We start from the raw sequence: 15,331 nt of genomic DNA on the forward strand, positions 1-15,331 counted from the left end.
TATATCTTTAAAAGTATAATTTATGAAAATAGCCGTAATCGGAACAGGTTATGTCGGATTGGTCACAGGAACCTGTCTCGCTGAGACTGGTAACACTGTTATCTGTGTAGACATCAATGAAGCTAAAGTGTTAAAAATGCAGCAGGGGATCATCCCTATCTATGAACCTGGACTTGACGTGCTTTTTCTTCGTAATATCGAGCAGAAAAGGCTGACTTTCACCATAGATCTTGCACATGCGATCAAAGATGCACAGATTATTTTTATGGCTTTGCCAACCCCCCCGGGAGGAGATGGCGCTGCAGATCTTTCCTATATTTTAGGTGCAGCAAAAGACATCAGTAAACTGGTTACTTCTTATAAGGTGATTGTAAATAAATCAACGGTTCCTGTCGGTACTGCCGACTTGGTTAGCGCAGTATTTGCCGAAAATACGGATGTTGAAATTGATGTAGTTTCAAACCCCGAGTTTTTACGCGAGGGTGTGGCTGTTGATGATTTTATGAAACCAGACAGGGTTGTGATTGGTACGCGTTCCGAACGTGCACAGAAATTAATGGCAGAGCTCTATGGTCCTTATGTTCGTCAGGGGAACCCTATTTTATTTATGGATGAGAAATCTTCTGAACTAACTAAATATGCTGCAAACTCATTCTTGGCTACCAAAATTACTTTCATGAACGAGATCGCAAATTTATGCGAGAAAGTAGGCGCTGATGTTGATGCTGTCCGCAGAGGAATTGGTTCAGATGACAGAATCGGTAAACGTTTTCTGTTCCCTGGTATAGGATATGGAGGTTCATGTTTCCCCAAAGATGTACAGGCACTGGCGAAATCAGCTGAAGAGCACCAGTACGATTTTCAAATCCTGAAAGCTGTGATGGAAATTAATGAGAGACAGAAAACTGTATTGGTAGATAAAGTCTCCACCTATTATAAAGATGATTTAAAGGGTAAGCACTTTGCACTTTGGGGACTGGCATTTAAACCAGAAACTGACGATATCCGTGAAGCTCCGGCTTTATATATTATTGACGCTTTGGTGAGTAAGGGAGCGACCGTTACTGTATTTGATCCGGAAGGAATGGAAAATGTTAAAAATTTGATTGGTGATAAGGTCAACTATGCATCAAATCAGTATGAGGCTCTCTCCGGCGCTGATGCTCTGCTAATTGCAACTGAATGGTCGGTTTTCCGTAACCCCGATTTCGAATTAATGGAGACATCTCTGAAACATAAAGTCGTATTTGACGGACGTAATCTGTATGACTTGCAGAAAATGATAGACCTGGGTTATTACTATAACAGTATTGGCCGTAAACTAATAGATTAATGGAGCGTAAAAGAGTATTAATTACAGGTGCAGCAGGATTCCTCGGATCCCATCTGTGTGATAGATTTATAAAAGAAGATTATCATGTTATTGCGATGGATAATCTCATTACTGGCGATCTGCAGAATATTGAGCATTTGTTCTCGTTAGAGAATTTTGAGTTCTGCCATCATGATGTATCCAAGTACGTATATGTCCCGGGAAAACTGGACTATATCCTGCATTTCGCATCACCGGCAAGTCCTATTGATTATCTTAAGATTCCGATTCAGACTTTAAAAGTGGGATCACTGGGTACACATAATTTATTGGGACTCGCCAAAAATAAAAATGCAAGGATGATTATCGCATCTACTTCCGAAGTCTATGGTGATCCTAGTGTCAATCCACAGCCCGAAGAATACTGGGGTAATGTAAATCCGGTAGGGCCACGCGGTGTATATGATGAAGCCAAACGTTTTCAGGAGGCGATGACCATGGCTTACCATACTTTTCACGGTTTGGAGACGAGAATAGTGCGTATTTTTAATACCTATGGTCCGAGAATGCGATTAAATGATGGCCGTGTGTTACCAGCTTTTATCGGGCAAGCGCTTAGAGGCGAAGACCTTACCGTATTTGGCGATGGATCGCAAACCCGTTCGTTCTGTTATGTCGATGATTTAGTAGAAGGAATTTACCGCTTATTACTGAGCGATTATTCGCAGCCTGTAAATATTGGCAATCCTGATGAGATCACTATAGGGCAATTTGCAGAAGAAATTATCAAACTTACTGGTACCACACAAAAAGTTATTTATAAAGAACTGCCTACTGATGATCCTAAACAGCGTCGTCCGGATATTACAAAAGCCAGGGCGATATTAGATTGGGAACCTAAAGTTAATAGAGCAGACGGATTAAAGATTACTTACGAGTATTTCAAAAATCTTCCGGCGGAGGCATTGGTTAATAAAGAACATAAAGATTTTACCACATATAATCGTTAAATGGGAAAGATACTAGTAACTGGTGGCACCGGGTTCATCGGTTCTCATACAGCCGTAGAGCTGATTAATGCAGGATACGAAGTAATTTTAGTTGATGATTTTTCTAATTCGAATCCAAAGATTCTGAATCAGTTAGAGCAGATTCTTGGGGTTAAGCCCGAGTTTGCAGAATTAGACTTGTGTAATGAAAAAGCGGTCATTGAATTTGTCGCTTCACATCCTGAAATTACAGGAGTAATTCATTTTGCAGCATTTAAGGCCGTAGGAGAATCTGTGAAGGAGCCGTTAAAATATTACCGTAATAACTTTTACTCCCTGATTAACGTGATTAACGCTTTTCATAGTAAAGTTAAATTGGTCTTCTCCTCATCGTGTACAGTTTATGGTCAGCCTGATCAGTTACCGGTCACAGAAAATGCAGCAGTAAAAAAGGCCGAATCACCTTATGGTAATACTAAACAGATCGCAGAGGAAATTCTTGCCGAGACCTGTGCAGCCAATGCTGATTTACAGGTAATCTCTCTTCGTTATTTTAACCCGGTTGGTGCACATGATAGTGCGTTGATTGGTGAGCTTCCTATCGGAGTGCCGCAGAACCTGGTTCCCTTTATTACACAGTCTGCTATAGGTAAGAGAGGACCGATTACCGTTTATGGAAATGATTACCAAACTCCTGACGGTAGTGCAGTACGTGACTATATTCACGTTGTTGATTTGGCTAAAGCACATGTTGCAGCTATCAGAAGATTAGAAGGAGGAGATGCAGATCAGAATTATGAAGTCTTTAACCTGGGAACTGGTAAAGGAAGTTCAGTTTTGGAAATTATCAGTGCCTTCGAAAAATCAACAGGTGTAAAGCTTAATTATACAATCGGAGCAAGACGCGAGGGTGATATTGAGCAGGTTTGGGGTGATGTGAATAAATCTGCGGATCAGTTGGGCTGGAAGGCTGCGCTAGATGTTAATGAAATGATGAGCTCCGCCTGGAAGTGGGAGAATTACCTGAAAGATAACCCGTTTTAAATGCTTCTTAAAGATCAGAAAGAACTGAAAACTGCAATTACCGGACTTCCTGTTAAGGAAAAGGATAAGTTGCTGCTCAGACTGATTGCAAAAGATAAGGTGCTCACCGAGCACCTTCATTTTAAATTGCTGGAAGACCCTTCGGATTTGGAGTTGAGGCAGCAGGCTCTGGAGGAAGAAATAACCACTGCAATTCAAGGTTTGAAGTTCGGCGCTAAAGTGGGTTCCAGAGAGGCTTTGGTTTTACTCAGGCGATTAAACGGACGGGTTAATCATCATTATAAGGTTACTAAAGACCCGCAAACCGATGCAGAACTCCGCCTGTTATTACTGGAACTGATTCCTGTTGATTATAATGAAAGTGTTTTTTCATCTTTGGGCAAATATAACGAGAGATTAAAAACCTATTTTTTGAGATCTGTACTGGCATTATACAAAAAGTATGTGAAGCTTCATGAAGATCTTCAGTACGACTTGAATGAAAAGATGAATTCAATTCTGGATAAAATCATCCGGGAAAAACTCCATAAAACGGCGGCCGAGCTTGGTCTGCCAAATCAGGTTTAATAAAAAGCTAAATAAAACTATTATGAAGAAGATTCTAATTACCGGAGGAGCAGGTTTCATAGGCTCGCATGTTGTGCGACGATTTGTAAACCTTTATCCGGACTATCATATTCTAAATCTGGATAAATTGACATATGCCGGAAATTTGGCGAATTTGACTGACATTGAGCAGAAACCTAATTATCAATTCATCAAAGCAGATATCACTGACGCTGAAGCCATAAATGCTTTATTTGCTAAAGAGAATTTTGACGCTGTAATTCATCTGGCTGCAGAATCACACGTAGACCGTTCGATTATCGACCCCTCTGCTTTCGTAATGACGAATGTGATTGGTACCGTAAACTTGCTTAATGCAGCAAGAGAATACTGGAAAGGTGACTATGACAGTAAACGTTTTTATCACGTTTCTACAGATGAAGTTTATGGTGCCTTAGGGGAATCCGGTATGTTTATCGAAACTACAGCCTATGATCCGCACAGTCCTTATTCCGCGTCAAAAGCGGCATCAGATCACTTTGTCCGTGCTTACCATGATACATATGGATTGAATGTGGTGATCTCTAACTGTTCTAATAATTATGGTTCACACCATTTTCCAGAAAAGCTCATTCCGCTGGCGATTAATAATATCAAAAATAACCGGCCCGTTCCTGTTTACGGTAAAGGTGAAAATATTCGCGACTGGTTATGGGTTGAGGACCATGCCAGAGCTATAGATGTAATCTTTCATCAAGCTACTACCGGTGAAACGTATAATATTGGCGGTCATAATGAATGGAAAAATATTGACCTGATTCATCTTTTATGTAAAATAATGGATGAAAAGCTTGGGCGTGCACCTGGCGAATCCGCTAAGCTCATTACTTTCGTGACAGACAGAGCGGGACATGATCTGCGCTATGCAATTGATTCAACTAAATTACAGGAAAAACTAGATTGGGTACCAAGTCTTCAGTTTGAGGAAGGATTAGAGAGAACCGTTGACTGGTATCTGGAAAACGAGGAGTGGCTGAAAGATGTAACTTCAGGAAATTACCAGAAGTACTATGAAGGCCAGTACCACTCGAGATCATAAAAAATAAGCCGCTGATCTGGCTCATAAATTAGTTAGAAAGCCTGAAGACTTTAATCATTTAGAGAAAAGTCTTCAGGCTTTTTTATAGGCGATTATTATTCGTACCTCAATGCTTCAACAGGATCTAATCTGGATGCCTTCTTAGCAGGGTAGTATCCAGATACAACACCAACAAGGACACATAATCCGAATCCGCCAATGATAAATAACCAGGGGATAATAAATGCTCCGCCCATCATTAGTGAAATCGCATTGCCTAGTAGTATTCCAAATAAGATTCCCATTCCGCCGCCCATCAGACAAATTACTACAGCTTCGATGAGGAACTGTTTACGAATCACAGAAGGGTTAGCGCCAATGGCTTTACGGATTCCAATCTCGCGCGTTCTTTCAGTAACAGAAACCAGCATAATATTCATTAATCCTATAGAGGCTCCAATTAAAGTAATTACACCAATTGCTACCCCACCTATTGCGATGAATGCAAGGTTCTCAAATAACGTCTGAGCGACTGCATCGCTTTTAGTGATCTCGAAATTATTAGGTTCTTTTATTTTTATTTTACGAATATTCCGGAACTCAGCTGTCGATTCACCAATCACATTATCCATTAGGTTAGCATTAGGTACAATAACAGATATTGTATACGACGGATTTGAGCCGGTATTAATCACTTTTGCCTTGTAGATAGGAATATATACTGCCCGGTCTGTACTCATCCCCATACTTGAACCTTTGCTTGCCAGCACGCCAATTACTTTTAAGCGATGGTTACCCACCGTAATGATTTGGTCAATAGGGGAGGCCTTTTTAAATAATGAGCTACTGATTTCACTTCCGATTATACAAACATTACTTCCCTGGCTAGCTTCTGTCTGGCTGATGTTTCTACCAAGACTCAGATCAAGTCCCTGAGCTGCTAATCCATTTTCATCAATACCGCGCATCAGAATATTTGGATTTGTCTTTTCCTGATTATATTTTGCTGTTGCACCACTTGTAGCGACAACGCTGATAGTCACAGTTGCGGGTGCCTGTAATCTTTCTTTGAAATTTACAGCGTCTTCATAACGGATGGAATTGAATGGTTTCGGCCCTTGTCCCGGGCCCCCGATTCTAATTCCCGTACCGCGGTTACGGATAGTGAACGAGTTGGCTCCCATGTTAGAGAATGCATCAGTCATACTTTTTTTAACCGCGTCCAGTGTAGTTAGAATACCAACCAATGCTGTAAGACCAATTGCTATAATCAAAGCGGTAAGCATAGTCCGCAGGCGGTTACTCTGGATGGACTGCAGCGCAAGTCTCACGTTTTCTGTATAAGTCATTGGTTCGGGTATAAGGGTAGACCAAAAATAAAAAGTCCCGTTGTTTAGACAACAGGACTTCTGAAATGTTACAAGTTTTGGTCGTACTAAACCGAAAAACTTGTACCACAACCGCAGGTACTTTCAGCATTAGGGTTGCTGAAGGTAAAACCACGTGAATTCAATCCATCTTGCCAATCTACCTGCATCCCTAAAAGATACATCTGATGTGCTTTATTCATGAAAACTCTAATTCCATTGATTAAAAATTCCTGATCTCCATCTTTTTTCTGATCAAACCCAAGCAGGTAGCTCATTCCTGAACATCCACCGCCCTCTACACCTACACGTAAGCCAAAGTCCTCTGCGATTTCCTGCTGATCTCTTAATTTTATCAATTCTTTCAATGCGGTTTCAGTAAAAGAAACTGGTGCAAATGTGGTATCAACTGTACTCATGATCTTGTCAAATTTGGGTCCTAAATTACCGGTCCTCAAGACTGGTTTATACACAAAGATAGGAACAAATGAAGGAATCTGTATCCCTAAAAAAAATGCTGGGTCAATTTGATGTAAATATTACTCAGGCTCCTGAATATCCTGCGAAAATTCCATCCAGTTTTATTTCCGAAGCTCCTTTTGTAATGCCTGCATGCATTCAAGGCATATAAACCTTAAAATAATAAAAAATAGGAGTGGAGTTTGCTGATTTAAAGGTTAATATAAAGTTATCCACATAAAAAATTTAGGTTAAGCAGGGTATGCTGCTGCTGATTAAGCAGTTACTAAATAAATGATATTTTAGTTTTTTTTGTTGATAATTTTTTCAATATTCGATCTCCGGGAAAGCGCTAATAATAAGGTCGTTCCCGTCTCTTAAACCAACAAATTTTAGTATACCTATGGAAAAAACGTGTACCGAAGTATGGAAAAACTGTCTTCAGATCATAAAGGACAATATCCCGACCCAAAGTTTTAAAACCTGGTTCGAACCGATCTCTGCCCTTAGACTGGAAGGCAATGTTTTAACCATCCAGGTACCTAGTTTATTCTTCTATGAATGGCTCGAAGAACACTATGTCGGGCTGCTTCGCAAAATGGTAAAAAAACAGTTGGGTGAGCAGGGAAGACTGGAGTATAATATTGTGGTTGACCAATCTTCCAACAGCGGTTCTCCATACACTACGAATATGCCTTCTAATGGAAATGGCGCTGCGGCAAAATTGCAGGCCATGCCTATTCCCGTTTCGATCAATAAGGATATTAAAAATCCATTTATTATACCGGGGCTTAAGAAACTTAATGTAGACCCGCAGCTCAATTCCAGTTATACATTTGAGAATTACATTGAGGGCGACTGTAATCGTCTTGCCCGTTCAGCCGGTTTTGCAGTTGCCGGAAAACCAGGGGGCACCTCATTTAATCCACTCATGATCTATGGAGGGGTGGGTTTAGGAAAGACGCACCTTGCACAGGCAATCGGTAACGAAATAAAGCGCAGTTCACCTGATAAACTGGTTATATACGTCTCCTGTGAAAAATTCTGCCAGCAGTTCGTAGATTCACTGAAGAATAACTCTATTAATGATTTTGTTAATTTCTATCAGGCAATGGATGTTATCATTATGGATGATGTGCATAATTTCGCCGGAAAAGAAAAAACCCAGGATATCTTCTTTCATATTTTTAACCACCTGCATCAGACCGGAAAACAAGTGATACTCACTTCGGATAAATCACCGAAAGATCTCGCAGGTTTGGAAGAGCGGTTGTTAAGCAGGTTCAAGTGGGGGCTGTCGGCAGATCTGCAAATTCCAGATCTGGAAACCCGAATAGCTATTCTAAGGATGAAAATGTATGCAGATGGTATAGAACTGCCTCAGGAAGTGGTCGAGTACGTTGCGAATCATATTGATAACAATGTACGGGAGCTGGAAGGGGCAATGGTGTCTTTGCTGGCGCAGTCAACATTGAATAAGAAAGATATAGATCTGAATCTGGCCAAACAGATGTTAAAAAACTTTATTAAGAATACGACGAAAGAAATCTCAATGGAGTATATACAGAAACTGGTTTGCGATTACTTCGAGGTGCCCATTGAGATGGTAAAGTCAGCCACCCGGAAAAGAGAAATAGTACAGGCGAGGCAAATATCTATGTATCTATCCAAATCCCATACTAAGTCTTCTTTAAAATCTATTGGTGCCTTTTTTGGTGGCAGAGACCATTCTACTGTAATTTATGCTTGTCAGACCGTAGAAGACCTTATCGAGACGGATAAGAAGTTTAAAAACTACGTTCAGGATATCCAGAAGAAGCTAAAAATGAGTTAAAAACTTATAGCTTTAAGTTTGAGCAGCCCGTAGAACAAAGCTGAGCTGTGGAGTGCCTGAGCGATTTGGTTGTTTTCCAGCAAGGCTTTTACCTCTTCAATGGTGTACTCCTCTACATTCAGGATCTCATGTTCATCCAGATGCTGTGCATGTGTCTTTACACCTCCTGTCAGCAGATAGGTGAACGTTCTGTTATTCGATGTGGCAGGATTAGGGTACAGGGTCGCAATCAGTTCACAATGAGTAAATGAATAACCGGTTTCTTCCAGTAGCTCCCGTTTGACACCATCTTCTGGCTTTTCACCCGGATCTATTACGCCACCCGGGATTTCCAGGGAAACCAGGTCTGCTCCATGGCGATATTGTCTGACCATGATGATTTTATTGTCGGCAGTCAATGCCACGGCATTAGCCCAGTCCGGATATTCCAGAACATAATAATCATCTTTAACAGTTCCGTTTTGCAATTTACAGGTGTCTACTCTTAAGGTGGCCCATTTTTCACGAACCAGATAACGGCTGGAGAGTTTCTCCCATTTTAATATTTCCATTTTGTGTAAGCTAATCTGAACCGTTAAATGTATTTGGATTCAGCGGTATTCAGAACTATAAAAAAGGAGTCTCTGTAAGAGACTCCGGGGAATGATTTATAAATAAGTTTTTAAACTTTGCTGACGTCCGATGTTCAGTATATTAATGATCTGATGATTCCTTTCGAGATAGCTGTAGATCAGCAATAATTTATCTGCAAGCTCTTTTTGTCCTGGTTTGTCTTTCACATCCGGGTCAATCCGGAGAAATAAAAGTTGGGACAGCATGTCCAATTTTTCAGGACTAAAGTTTTTCTCTTTCAGAAATTCATTAAAATCAGCGTTTCCACTTTGTAGCAGGTCTGTATAGAGGATTCCAAAATCTTTTTCCAGCAATTCGTCCATCTCTTGTTCCAACTGCAGGCCTTTATCTTCCTCCTTCAAGCCGATAAGTCTTGATAATGCGAGACTCAGCTTCTGAATCTCAGCAAGTAATAAATCGCGTCTGAACATTACCAGCTGCCACTACTACCACCACCGCCGAAACTACCGCCTCCAAAACCTCCGAAGCCGCCACCGCTACTACCGCCGCCGCCCCAGTTGCCACCAGAACCACGTCCGCTGCTGCCACCCATTAGCATACCCCAAAGCAGAGCATTGCCTACACCTCTGCCGTCAATGACCTGGCTTCCGCCACCGCCACCTCCGCGTTTAATCAGAATAATGATCACAATGATAATTACCATAAGGATAAAAGCACTTGATGCCCCGCCTTTTTGAGCAGCCTTAGGCTTATCATTCTTATATTCTCCTTTAGTGTATTTAATAACTGCAGTTGTACCTGCATCCAGGCCTTCGTAATAATTACCGGTCTTAAAATAAGGCTTTATTTCATATTCAATAATTCGTTTGGTGATAATATCAGGTAGGGAACCTTCCAATCCATAACCGGTTTGCATTGCGATCTTACGATCTCCGACTGCAACGACTATCATTAAACCATTATTATTTTTCGCTCCACCAACGCCCCAGGCCCTGCCTAGTCCTAATGCATATTCATTGATGTCATATTCGCCAACGCTTTTTACAATAGCAATAGCAATCTGTGTAGATGTGGAGTCGTCGAAAGCTACCAGTTTGTTTTCCAGTGCCTGAATCTGTGATGCAGAGAGAGTACCAGTATAATCGTTAACCAGTTTGTTCGGTTTGGCGGGGTATTCCTGAGCATGGAGAACTGTACAGGACAGAATCAGAAACAGGGCCGCGAGTATTCTTTTCATTCAGTATATATAAGTTTTGCTGATTACATGCAGGGCATCACAGCAGGTTTGTATCGTCTTAAGCTAATGTTCTGCAGGTTTCTGATCGAGGAAAATGATTTCATTGGGTATTTCATTGATATCATCATTTCCACTCGGAAAATAGGCAGCCATTTTTTCGCCCGCAAGTTTCACACCAGCGATTAAGCCGCTTGCGATATTTCCGCTGGCAAAATGAGCACGCATAGCAATCTGGGTAGTTTCCCAGAAGTCGGCAGGTACCTTACGATGAATACCTTTGTCGCCTATTATGGCAAATTTATGATCGACATAGGCCAGGTAGATTAACACACCGTTATGTAGTACGGTTTTATCCATTTCCAGTTTAGAGAAGTACTCAGTAGCGCGTGAGAATGCATCGTCTTTACAATGTTTCTCCATTGCAATCCTGATTTCGCCGGAAGTCAGCTGTTCTGCCTCACTGATCGCTGCGGTAATCAATTCTTGTTCTTGTTCAGTTAATAATGGCATAATTATATAATTAAACACATAAGGGTAATATCTGCACTTCTTAGAAATGCAGATAATACCCTTAATCTTTATTGGTGATTAAAATTCTACTTTAGGCGCATTTTCTGCACCAGCTTCGGCTTTAAAGCCAGCTTTTTGCTTAAATCCGAACATACCTGCAGTCAGGTTATTAGGGAAAGATCTTACTTTTACATTATAAGCCTGTACAGCATCATTGAAGTCTTTACGGGCAACTGCAATTCTGTTCTCAGTCCCTTCCAGTTGTACGGATAAATCCGAAAATTGCTGAGTAGCTTTTAATTCAGGATAGTTTTCAGTCAATACCATTAATCTGCTTAAAGCCTGGCCGATCTGTCCTTGTGCTGCCTGAAACTTTTCAATGTTCTCAGGTGACAGGTCATCAGGGTTTACTTTAATCTGACTAGCTTTGGAACGGGCTTCTACAACAGCTGTTAATGTACTCTGCTCAAATTTGGCGGCACCTTTTACAGTACTAACGAGATTTGGAATTAGATCAGAACGTCTCTGGTACTGAGTTTCTACCTGATTCCATTTTGTTTTAACATTTTCATCCAGATTAACCATGGAATTATACCCACAGCTACTGAACATAGTTGTAAAAAACAAAGCTGCAATGACTACTAATACTCCTCTTTTCATTTTTATCATTTTTTGGTTTAATAGTGTTAATATACATATTAGAACTCAATTTCTATTCCTTTGTTACAATAGAGGACTAAAACCTGACAATTCTTTATGAAACGCAGATTATTTGAATTTAAGTCGCCTGATCTGGCAATTATCCGCAGTTATGTCAGGTGAAATTTTATAAATTCTCATTTACATATTCTTTACATTTGCAGCAGTTCAGGATAAAAACCTGACCAGACTATGCAAAAAGATATTGAAATCACTATTAATCCTTCCGATTCCGGTAAGGACGATATTATACTGGATAAAATTCTTGTTCTTCTTAAAATGCCTGCAGCACGTATTCAGGGTTTTAAAATACACAAGAGATCTATAGATGCCAGATCGCGTAATGTTATATTCCGTTTGCAGCTTAAAGTTTATATTGATGAGCCTAAGCCTGCAGAAGCATTTAACATTCAGTACACTAAAGTTGACGGTAAAAAAAAGGTAATTATTGTGGGTGCCGGTCCGGCAGGTCTTTTTGCCGCTTTACAATGCATTGAGAATGGAATGAAACCTATAGTATTGGAAAGGGGCAAAGATGTTAAACAACGTCGGCGGGATCTGGCAATGATCAATAAACAGGGACTGGTGAATACAGAATCTAATTATTGTTATGGAGAAGGAGGAGCCGGAACCTATTCCGACGGCAAGCTCTATACCCGCTCTAATAAAAGAGGAGACATCAATAAAGTTTTACAGCAGTTTGTTGCCCATGGTGCAGATGAAGATATCCTGATCGACGCAAGACCTCATATTGGCACCAATAAATTGCCACAGATAATTACAGCTATCCGGGAAACAATATTAGAGGCTGGGGGAGAAGTCCATTTCGGACACCAGGTGACCGACTTTATAATTGAAAACGGAAAAATTAAAGGTGTCATAATTAACGGGGAGCTCCAGCTGGAAGCTCAGGCGGTAGTGCTGGCAACAGGTCACTCGGCCAGGGATATTTACACTTTACTGGACAGAAAGGGCATTCTTGTAGAGGCCAAACCATTTGCTTTAGGTGTACGTATTGAGCATCCTCAGGAGATAATTGATGCAGCGCAGTATCATTGTCCAGTAAGAAGTGAATTTTTACCCCCCGCTTATTACAGTCTGGTGGAACAGGTTGGGGCAAGAGGTATATTCTCATTCTGTATGTGCCCAGGTGGGATCATCGCACCCTGTGCGACTCATCAGGAAGAAATTGTTGTGAACGGATGGTCACCATCTAAAAGAAATAACCCTTTTGCTAACTCGGGAACTGTCGTGCAGGTAACCCTTGACGATGTACCAGGTACAGATCCGCTGCGGATGATGAATTTTCAGGCTGAGATAGAAAAAAATGCATTTACAGCCGGCGGTGGAAATCTTGTGGCACCTGGTCAGAGAATGGTAGATTTTGTTGAAGGAAGAGTCTCTGCTGACCTGCCTGTAAATTCTTATTTACCTGGAACTAAAAGTGTAATGCTTAAAGATATCCTTCCCGGATTTGTTGCAGATAGTCTTAGAAATGCACTGCCTCTTTTCGGTAAAAAAATGCATGGATACTATACCAATGAGTCGATTCTGGTTGGAGTAGAAAGCCGAAGCTCTTCACCGGTTCGTATTCCACGTGACAGAGAAACTTTTCAGCACCCACAGGTGGAAGGTTTATTTCCATGTGCCGAGGGAGCTGGTTATGCAGGTGGTATTGTTTCTGCTGCTATAGATGGTGTAAATTGTGCAAATGCTATTATGAAATTGATTTAAACATTTTTCGTTATAAATTAGTTGTCCATTAAATTATAGAAGATCATGAAACAGACCTTAATTATAGGAGCCACTCCAAATCCCACCAGATACGCATTCAAGGCGGCAAGTATGTTGAAAGCCAAAGGTCACGAGATTATTAATGTGGGTATAAAATCCGGAATAGTGGCGGGAGTAGAAATCGAGAAACCGGGAAATGTTCATGCTGATATCCACACAATAACTTTGTATATAGGACCTGAACATCAACCGGAATACTTTGATTATATTCTTCAGACTAATCCGAAGCGTGTTATTTTTAATCCTGGTACTGAAAATGATGAACTTGAACTTTTGCTCAGGGAAAATGGAATTGAGGCTTTAAATGCCTGCACACTTGTATTATTGGCCACAGGACAGTATTAATAGTTTCTGTAACCTTTATATTCTTTTTGATGAGCATTTGCTATAATTTTAACCATTGAGTTTTTGGTTAACTGGTATAGTTTGATCAGATATTACCGCGGTATTCCGGCTTCCTCTTTTATTCGCGATATCATTTTTATGATAAATGCGCTACTGATTGTTCTGCATTCGATTAAGTATCATCATCAACAGAGTCTTAAAGCGGTGCAGAATTATGATGCTGTTTTCCGGAACAGCCTTATCCCTTTTGTATTTTAGATAAAGAGACGTTAAGATTTCTCGCTGTGAATGAAGCGATGACCAGATTATATGGTTATTCCGAAAATGAACTTTTGAATTTGACAGGATATGATGTTTGCCAGAATCACAAAGGGCGAGTGTCATTGAGTTTGATTGATATGCTTGAATCTTTTTCTAAAGACCTGGATGATGTATTGACGAAAGTTAATCTGGAGACGGTCAACTGCCTGGCGAATATTGATGATAAAGCTGATTAAAGCTTTGGTCGTGTTATGATTGGCTATTATTAAGGTGTTATTCGGCTGAAGCCTGGAAACGAACGAAGAAAAGGTGAAGTTAACCCGAGGTTGACCCGAACGGGAATATTTCCGGACATACTTACTTTAAGCAGGTTCTTGATCTTCGATTTACTGTGTACCGATAAGGGCGAACGAATCCCGACAGAGGTTCAGAAGAGCAAACAAGATAATTTCTCCTACCCACAGTGAACCCACACGCTACCCACAAGAATAGCTTAAATCATAGGTAGTTTGTGGGGGATTAAATAGTAATAAGGCTTTCAGCCGAATAAGATGAGCAGATAACTTATATATATACTATAGTTTATAATCTCATCGATCATGGTCACATTGTTCTTTTTGATTTGTTTACGAGTGCAATAATGATTTTTGCCTCTTAATAAATTATAAACGGCTGGTTGAAGGATTGAAATGTTTGGTGTCTATGTGGTTTTTACCAGATTTCTGAGGAGTCGATTTTCTGGTGATCAATAACCGGTTATTTTTCTGACTGAACAACAGTGTTTTAGCGGTATTATACAAATAAGTCAGTAATATTGTTTGGCGGTAGGAATAATTTTCCTACTTTTGCAACCCGCTTCGGAGGAAGGGAAATGTGAGAAGGTAAGAGAAAAAGAGAAGGAATTGAAAGGATGTAAAGGAAGGTTTTAGAAGGCCGGCTTGGGGAGATCGAAAGATCGCCTGTTGGTAATTAAAAGGAAGGAAACTCAGAAAAAAAAAAAAAAAAAAAACCTGCCTAAATTAAAAAAGATTTCTACCTTTGCAGTCCCAACAAAAACGGGAAAATGTACGACGGATGTCGCCACATTGATTAACAAGATTGAAACGAGGAAAAATCTAAACAGACCTGGACTATAAGACCAGAGAAACACAGGATAAGGAATCGCAACAGATATAGGCAGCCGAGAGGTGACGCCGAGAAGTTCATTAAAGAGATGTCATTTATAAAGAAACAGGGTAAACAGGTACAGCTTCAAAGTACATGAAATACTTACCTGGATTTCG

The 15,331-nt window shown here is 40.4% G+C and carries 16 protein-coding genes; 9 read left to right on the forward strand and 7 right to left on the reverse strand.

All coding sequences use genetic code 11. The features are described from left to right. Positions 1–22 precede the first annotated feature (22 nt). The 5 genes from BLR53_RS19240 to rfbB are packed head-to-tail and all read left to right on the forward strand — an operon-like array spanning position 23 to position 4,990. Positions 23–1,333, forward strand: coding sequence for a UDP-glucose dehydrogenase family protein (locus BLR53_RS19240; protein ID WP_037439606.1), 1,311 nt, complete (start codon positions 23–25; stop codon positions 1,331–1,333). After that, positions 1,333–2,322 (forward strand): UDP-glucuronic acid decarboxylase family protein, encoded by a 990-nt coding sequence (locus tag BLR53_RS19245; RefSeq protein WP_037439604.1) that lies wholly within the window; start codon positions 1,333–1,335, stop codon positions 2,320–2,322. Before BLR53_RS19240 ends, BLR53_RS19245 begins: the two co-directional genes overlap by 1 nt. Then, on the forward strand, positions 2,323–3,345 hold the full coding sequence (galE, locus tag BLR53_RS19250) for a UDP-glucose 4-epimerase GalE (RefSeq protein WP_037439602.1): 1,023 nt from the start codon (positions 2,323–2,325) through the stop codon (positions 3,343–3,345). Beyond that, a complete protein-coding gene (locus BLR53_RS19255; protein WP_074591824.1) occupies positions 3,346–3,912 on the forward strand; it encodes a hypothetical protein in 567 nt (188 codons plus the stop codon). Between the two features lie 22 nt (positions 3,913–3,934). Then, a complete protein-coding gene (gene rfbB / locus BLR53_RS19260; protein WP_074591825.1) occupies positions 3,935–4,990 on the forward strand; it encodes a dTDP-glucose 4,6-dehydratase in 1,056 nt (351 codons plus the stop codon). Positions 4,991–5,085: 95 nt separating this feature from the next. Here the strand turns inward: rfbB and BLR53_RS19265 are convergent, their stop codons facing one another. Together BLR53_RS19265 and BLR53_RS19270 are read right to left on the reverse strand one after the other, a co-directional pair. Beyond that, on the reverse strand, positions 5,086–6,318 hold the full coding sequence (locus BLR53_RS19265; RefSeq protein WP_037439596.1) for an ABC transporter permease: 1,233 nt from the start codon (positions 6,316–6,318) through the stop codon (positions 5,086–5,088). 86 nt (positions 6,319–6,404) lie between these two features. Beyond that, on the reverse strand, positions 6,405–6,755 hold the full coding sequence (locus BLR53_RS19270) for a HesB/IscA family protein (RefSeq protein ID WP_037439595.1): 351 nt from the start codon (positions 6,753–6,755) through the stop codon (positions 6,405–6,407). 443 nt (positions 6,756–7,198) lie between these two features. Here BLR53_RS19270 and dnaA point away from each other — a divergent pair, with 443 nt between their 5' ends. Continuing rightward, positions 7,199–8,629, forward strand: coding sequence for a chromosomal replication initiator protein DnaA (gene dnaA, locus BLR53_RS19275; protein WP_074591826.1), 1,431 nt, complete (start codon positions 7,199–7,201; stop codon positions 8,627–8,629). Here the strand turns inward: dnaA and BLR53_RS19280 are convergent. From BLR53_RS19280 to BLR53_RS19300, 5 genes are all read right to left on the reverse strand, one after another. After that, positions 8,626–9,180, reverse strand: coding sequence for an NUDIX hydrolase (locus BLR53_RS19280; RefSeq protein WP_176763566.1), 555 nt, complete (start codon positions 9,178–9,180; stop codon positions 8,626–8,628). The genes dnaA and BLR53_RS19280 overlap by 4 nt on opposite strands. A 96-nt stretch (positions 9,181–9,276) precedes the next feature. Further along, positions 9,277–9,672: a hypothetical protein gene (locus tag BLR53_RS19285; protein ID WP_074591827.1), complete on the reverse strand. Its 396-nt coding sequence runs from the start codon at positions 9,670–9,672 to the stop codon at positions 9,277–9,279. Continuing rightward, positions 9,672–10,439, reverse strand: a complete 768-nt coding sequence (locus BLR53_RS19290; RefSeq protein WP_037439589.1) for a TPM domain-containing protein — start codon at positions 10,437–10,439, stop codon at positions 9,672–9,674. The genes BLR53_RS19285 and BLR53_RS19290 overlap by 1 nt, the downstream gene beginning before the upstream one ends. A 63-nt stretch (positions 10,440–10,502) precedes the next feature. Next, positions 10,503–10,949, reverse strand: a complete 447-nt coding sequence (locus BLR53_RS19295) for a TPM domain-containing protein (protein ID WP_037439587.1) — start codon at positions 10,947–10,949, stop codon at positions 10,503–10,505. 78 nt (positions 10,950–11,027) lie between these two features. Next, positions 11,028–11,609, reverse strand: coding sequence for a LemA family protein (locus BLR53_RS19300; protein WP_037439724.1), 582 nt, complete (start codon positions 11,607–11,609; stop codon positions 11,028–11,030). Positions 11,610–11,840: 231 nt separating this feature from the next. Here BLR53_RS19300 and BLR53_RS19305 point away from each other — a divergent pair, with 231 nt between their 5' ends. The 3 genes from BLR53_RS19305 (at position 11,841) to BLR53_RS19320 (ending at position 14,284) form a co-directional block, all read left to right on the forward strand. Continuing rightward, a complete protein-coding gene (locus BLR53_RS19305) occupies positions 11,841–13,382 on the forward strand; it encodes an NAD(P)/FAD-dependent oxidoreductase (RefSeq protein ID WP_074591828.1) in 1,542 nt (513 codons plus the stop codon). Positions 13,383–13,427: 45 nt separating this feature from the next. Then, entirely contained in the window at positions 13,428–13,787 is a 360-nt protein-coding gene (locus BLR53_RS19310; protein ID WP_074591829.1) for a CoA-binding protein, read from the forward strand. A gap of 284 nt (positions 13,788–14,071) precedes the next feature. Then, positions 14,072–14,284, forward strand: coding sequence for a hypothetical protein (locus BLR53_RS19320; RefSeq protein ID WP_074591831.1), 213 nt, complete (start codon positions 14,072–14,074; stop codon positions 14,282–14,284). The last annotated feature ends 1,047 nt before the right edge of the window (positions 14,285–15,331 follow it).

Source organism: Pedobacter antarcticus, assembly GCF_900103515.1.
GTDB lineage: Bacteria > Bacteroidota > Bacteroidia > Sphingobacteriales > Sphingobacteriaceae > Pedobacter > Pedobacter antarcticus.

What these genes read in the sequence shown, in the direction of transcription:
- BLR53_RS19240 (WP_037439606.1), top strand. Translation starts at nt 23, where the DNA reads ATGAAAATAGCCGTAATCGGAACAGGTTATGTCGGATTGGTCACAGGA.
- BLR53_RS19245 (WP_037439604.1), top strand. Translation starts at nt 1,333, where the DNA reads ATGGAGCGTAAAAGAGTATTAATTACAGGTGCAGCAGGATTCCTCGGA.
- galE (WP_037439602.1), top strand. Translation starts at nt 2,323, where the DNA reads ATGGGAAAGATACTAGTAACTGGTGGCACCGGGTTCATCGGTTCTCAT.
- BLR53_RS19255 (WP_074591824.1), top strand. Translation starts at nt 3,346, where the DNA reads ATGCTTCTTAAAGATCAGAAAGAACTGAAAACTGCAATTACCGGACTT.
- rfbB (WP_074591825.1), top strand. Translation starts at nt 3,935, where the DNA reads ATGAAGAAGATTCTAATTACCGGAGGAGCAGGTTTCATAGGCTCGCAT.
- BLR53_RS19265 (WP_037439596.1), bottom strand. Translation starts at nt 6,318, where the DNA reads ATGACTTATACAGAAAACGTGAGACTTGCGCTGCAGTCCATCCAGAGT.
- BLR53_RS19270 (WP_037439595.1), bottom strand. Translation starts at nt 6,755, where the DNA reads ATGAGTACAGTTGATACCACATTTGCACCAGTTTCTTTTACTGAAACC.
- dnaA (WP_074591826.1), top strand. Translation starts at nt 7,199, where the DNA reads ATGGAAAAAACGTGTACCGAAGTATGGAAAAACTGTCTTCAGATCATA.
- BLR53_RS19280 (WP_176763566.1), bottom strand. Translation starts at nt 9,180, where the DNA reads ATGGAAATATTAAAATGGGAGAAACTCTCCAGCCGTTATCTGGTTCGT.
- BLR53_RS19285 (WP_074591827.1), bottom strand. Translation starts at nt 9,672, where the DNA reads ATGTTCAGACGCGATTTATTACTTGCTGAGATTCAGAAGCTGAGTCTC.
- BLR53_RS19290 (WP_037439589.1), bottom strand. Translation starts at nt 10,439, where the DNA reads ATGAAAAGAATACTCGCGGCCCTGTTTCTGATTCTGTCCTGTACAGTT.
- BLR53_RS19295 (WP_037439587.1), bottom strand. Translation starts at nt 10,949, where the DNA reads ATGCCATTATTAACTGAACAAGAACAAGAATTGATTACCGCAGCGATC.
- BLR53_RS19300 (WP_037439724.1), bottom strand. Translation starts at nt 11,609, where the DNA reads ATGAAAAGAGGAGTATTAGTAGTCATTGCAGCTTTGTTTTTTACAACT.
- BLR53_RS19305 (WP_074591828.1), top strand. Translation starts at nt 11,841, where the DNA reads ATGCAAAAAGATATTGAAATCACTATTAATCCTTCCGATTCCGGTAAG.
- BLR53_RS19310 (WP_074591829.1), top strand. Translation starts at nt 13,428, where the DNA reads ATGAAACAGACCTTAATTATAGGAGCCACTCCAAATCCCACCAGATAC.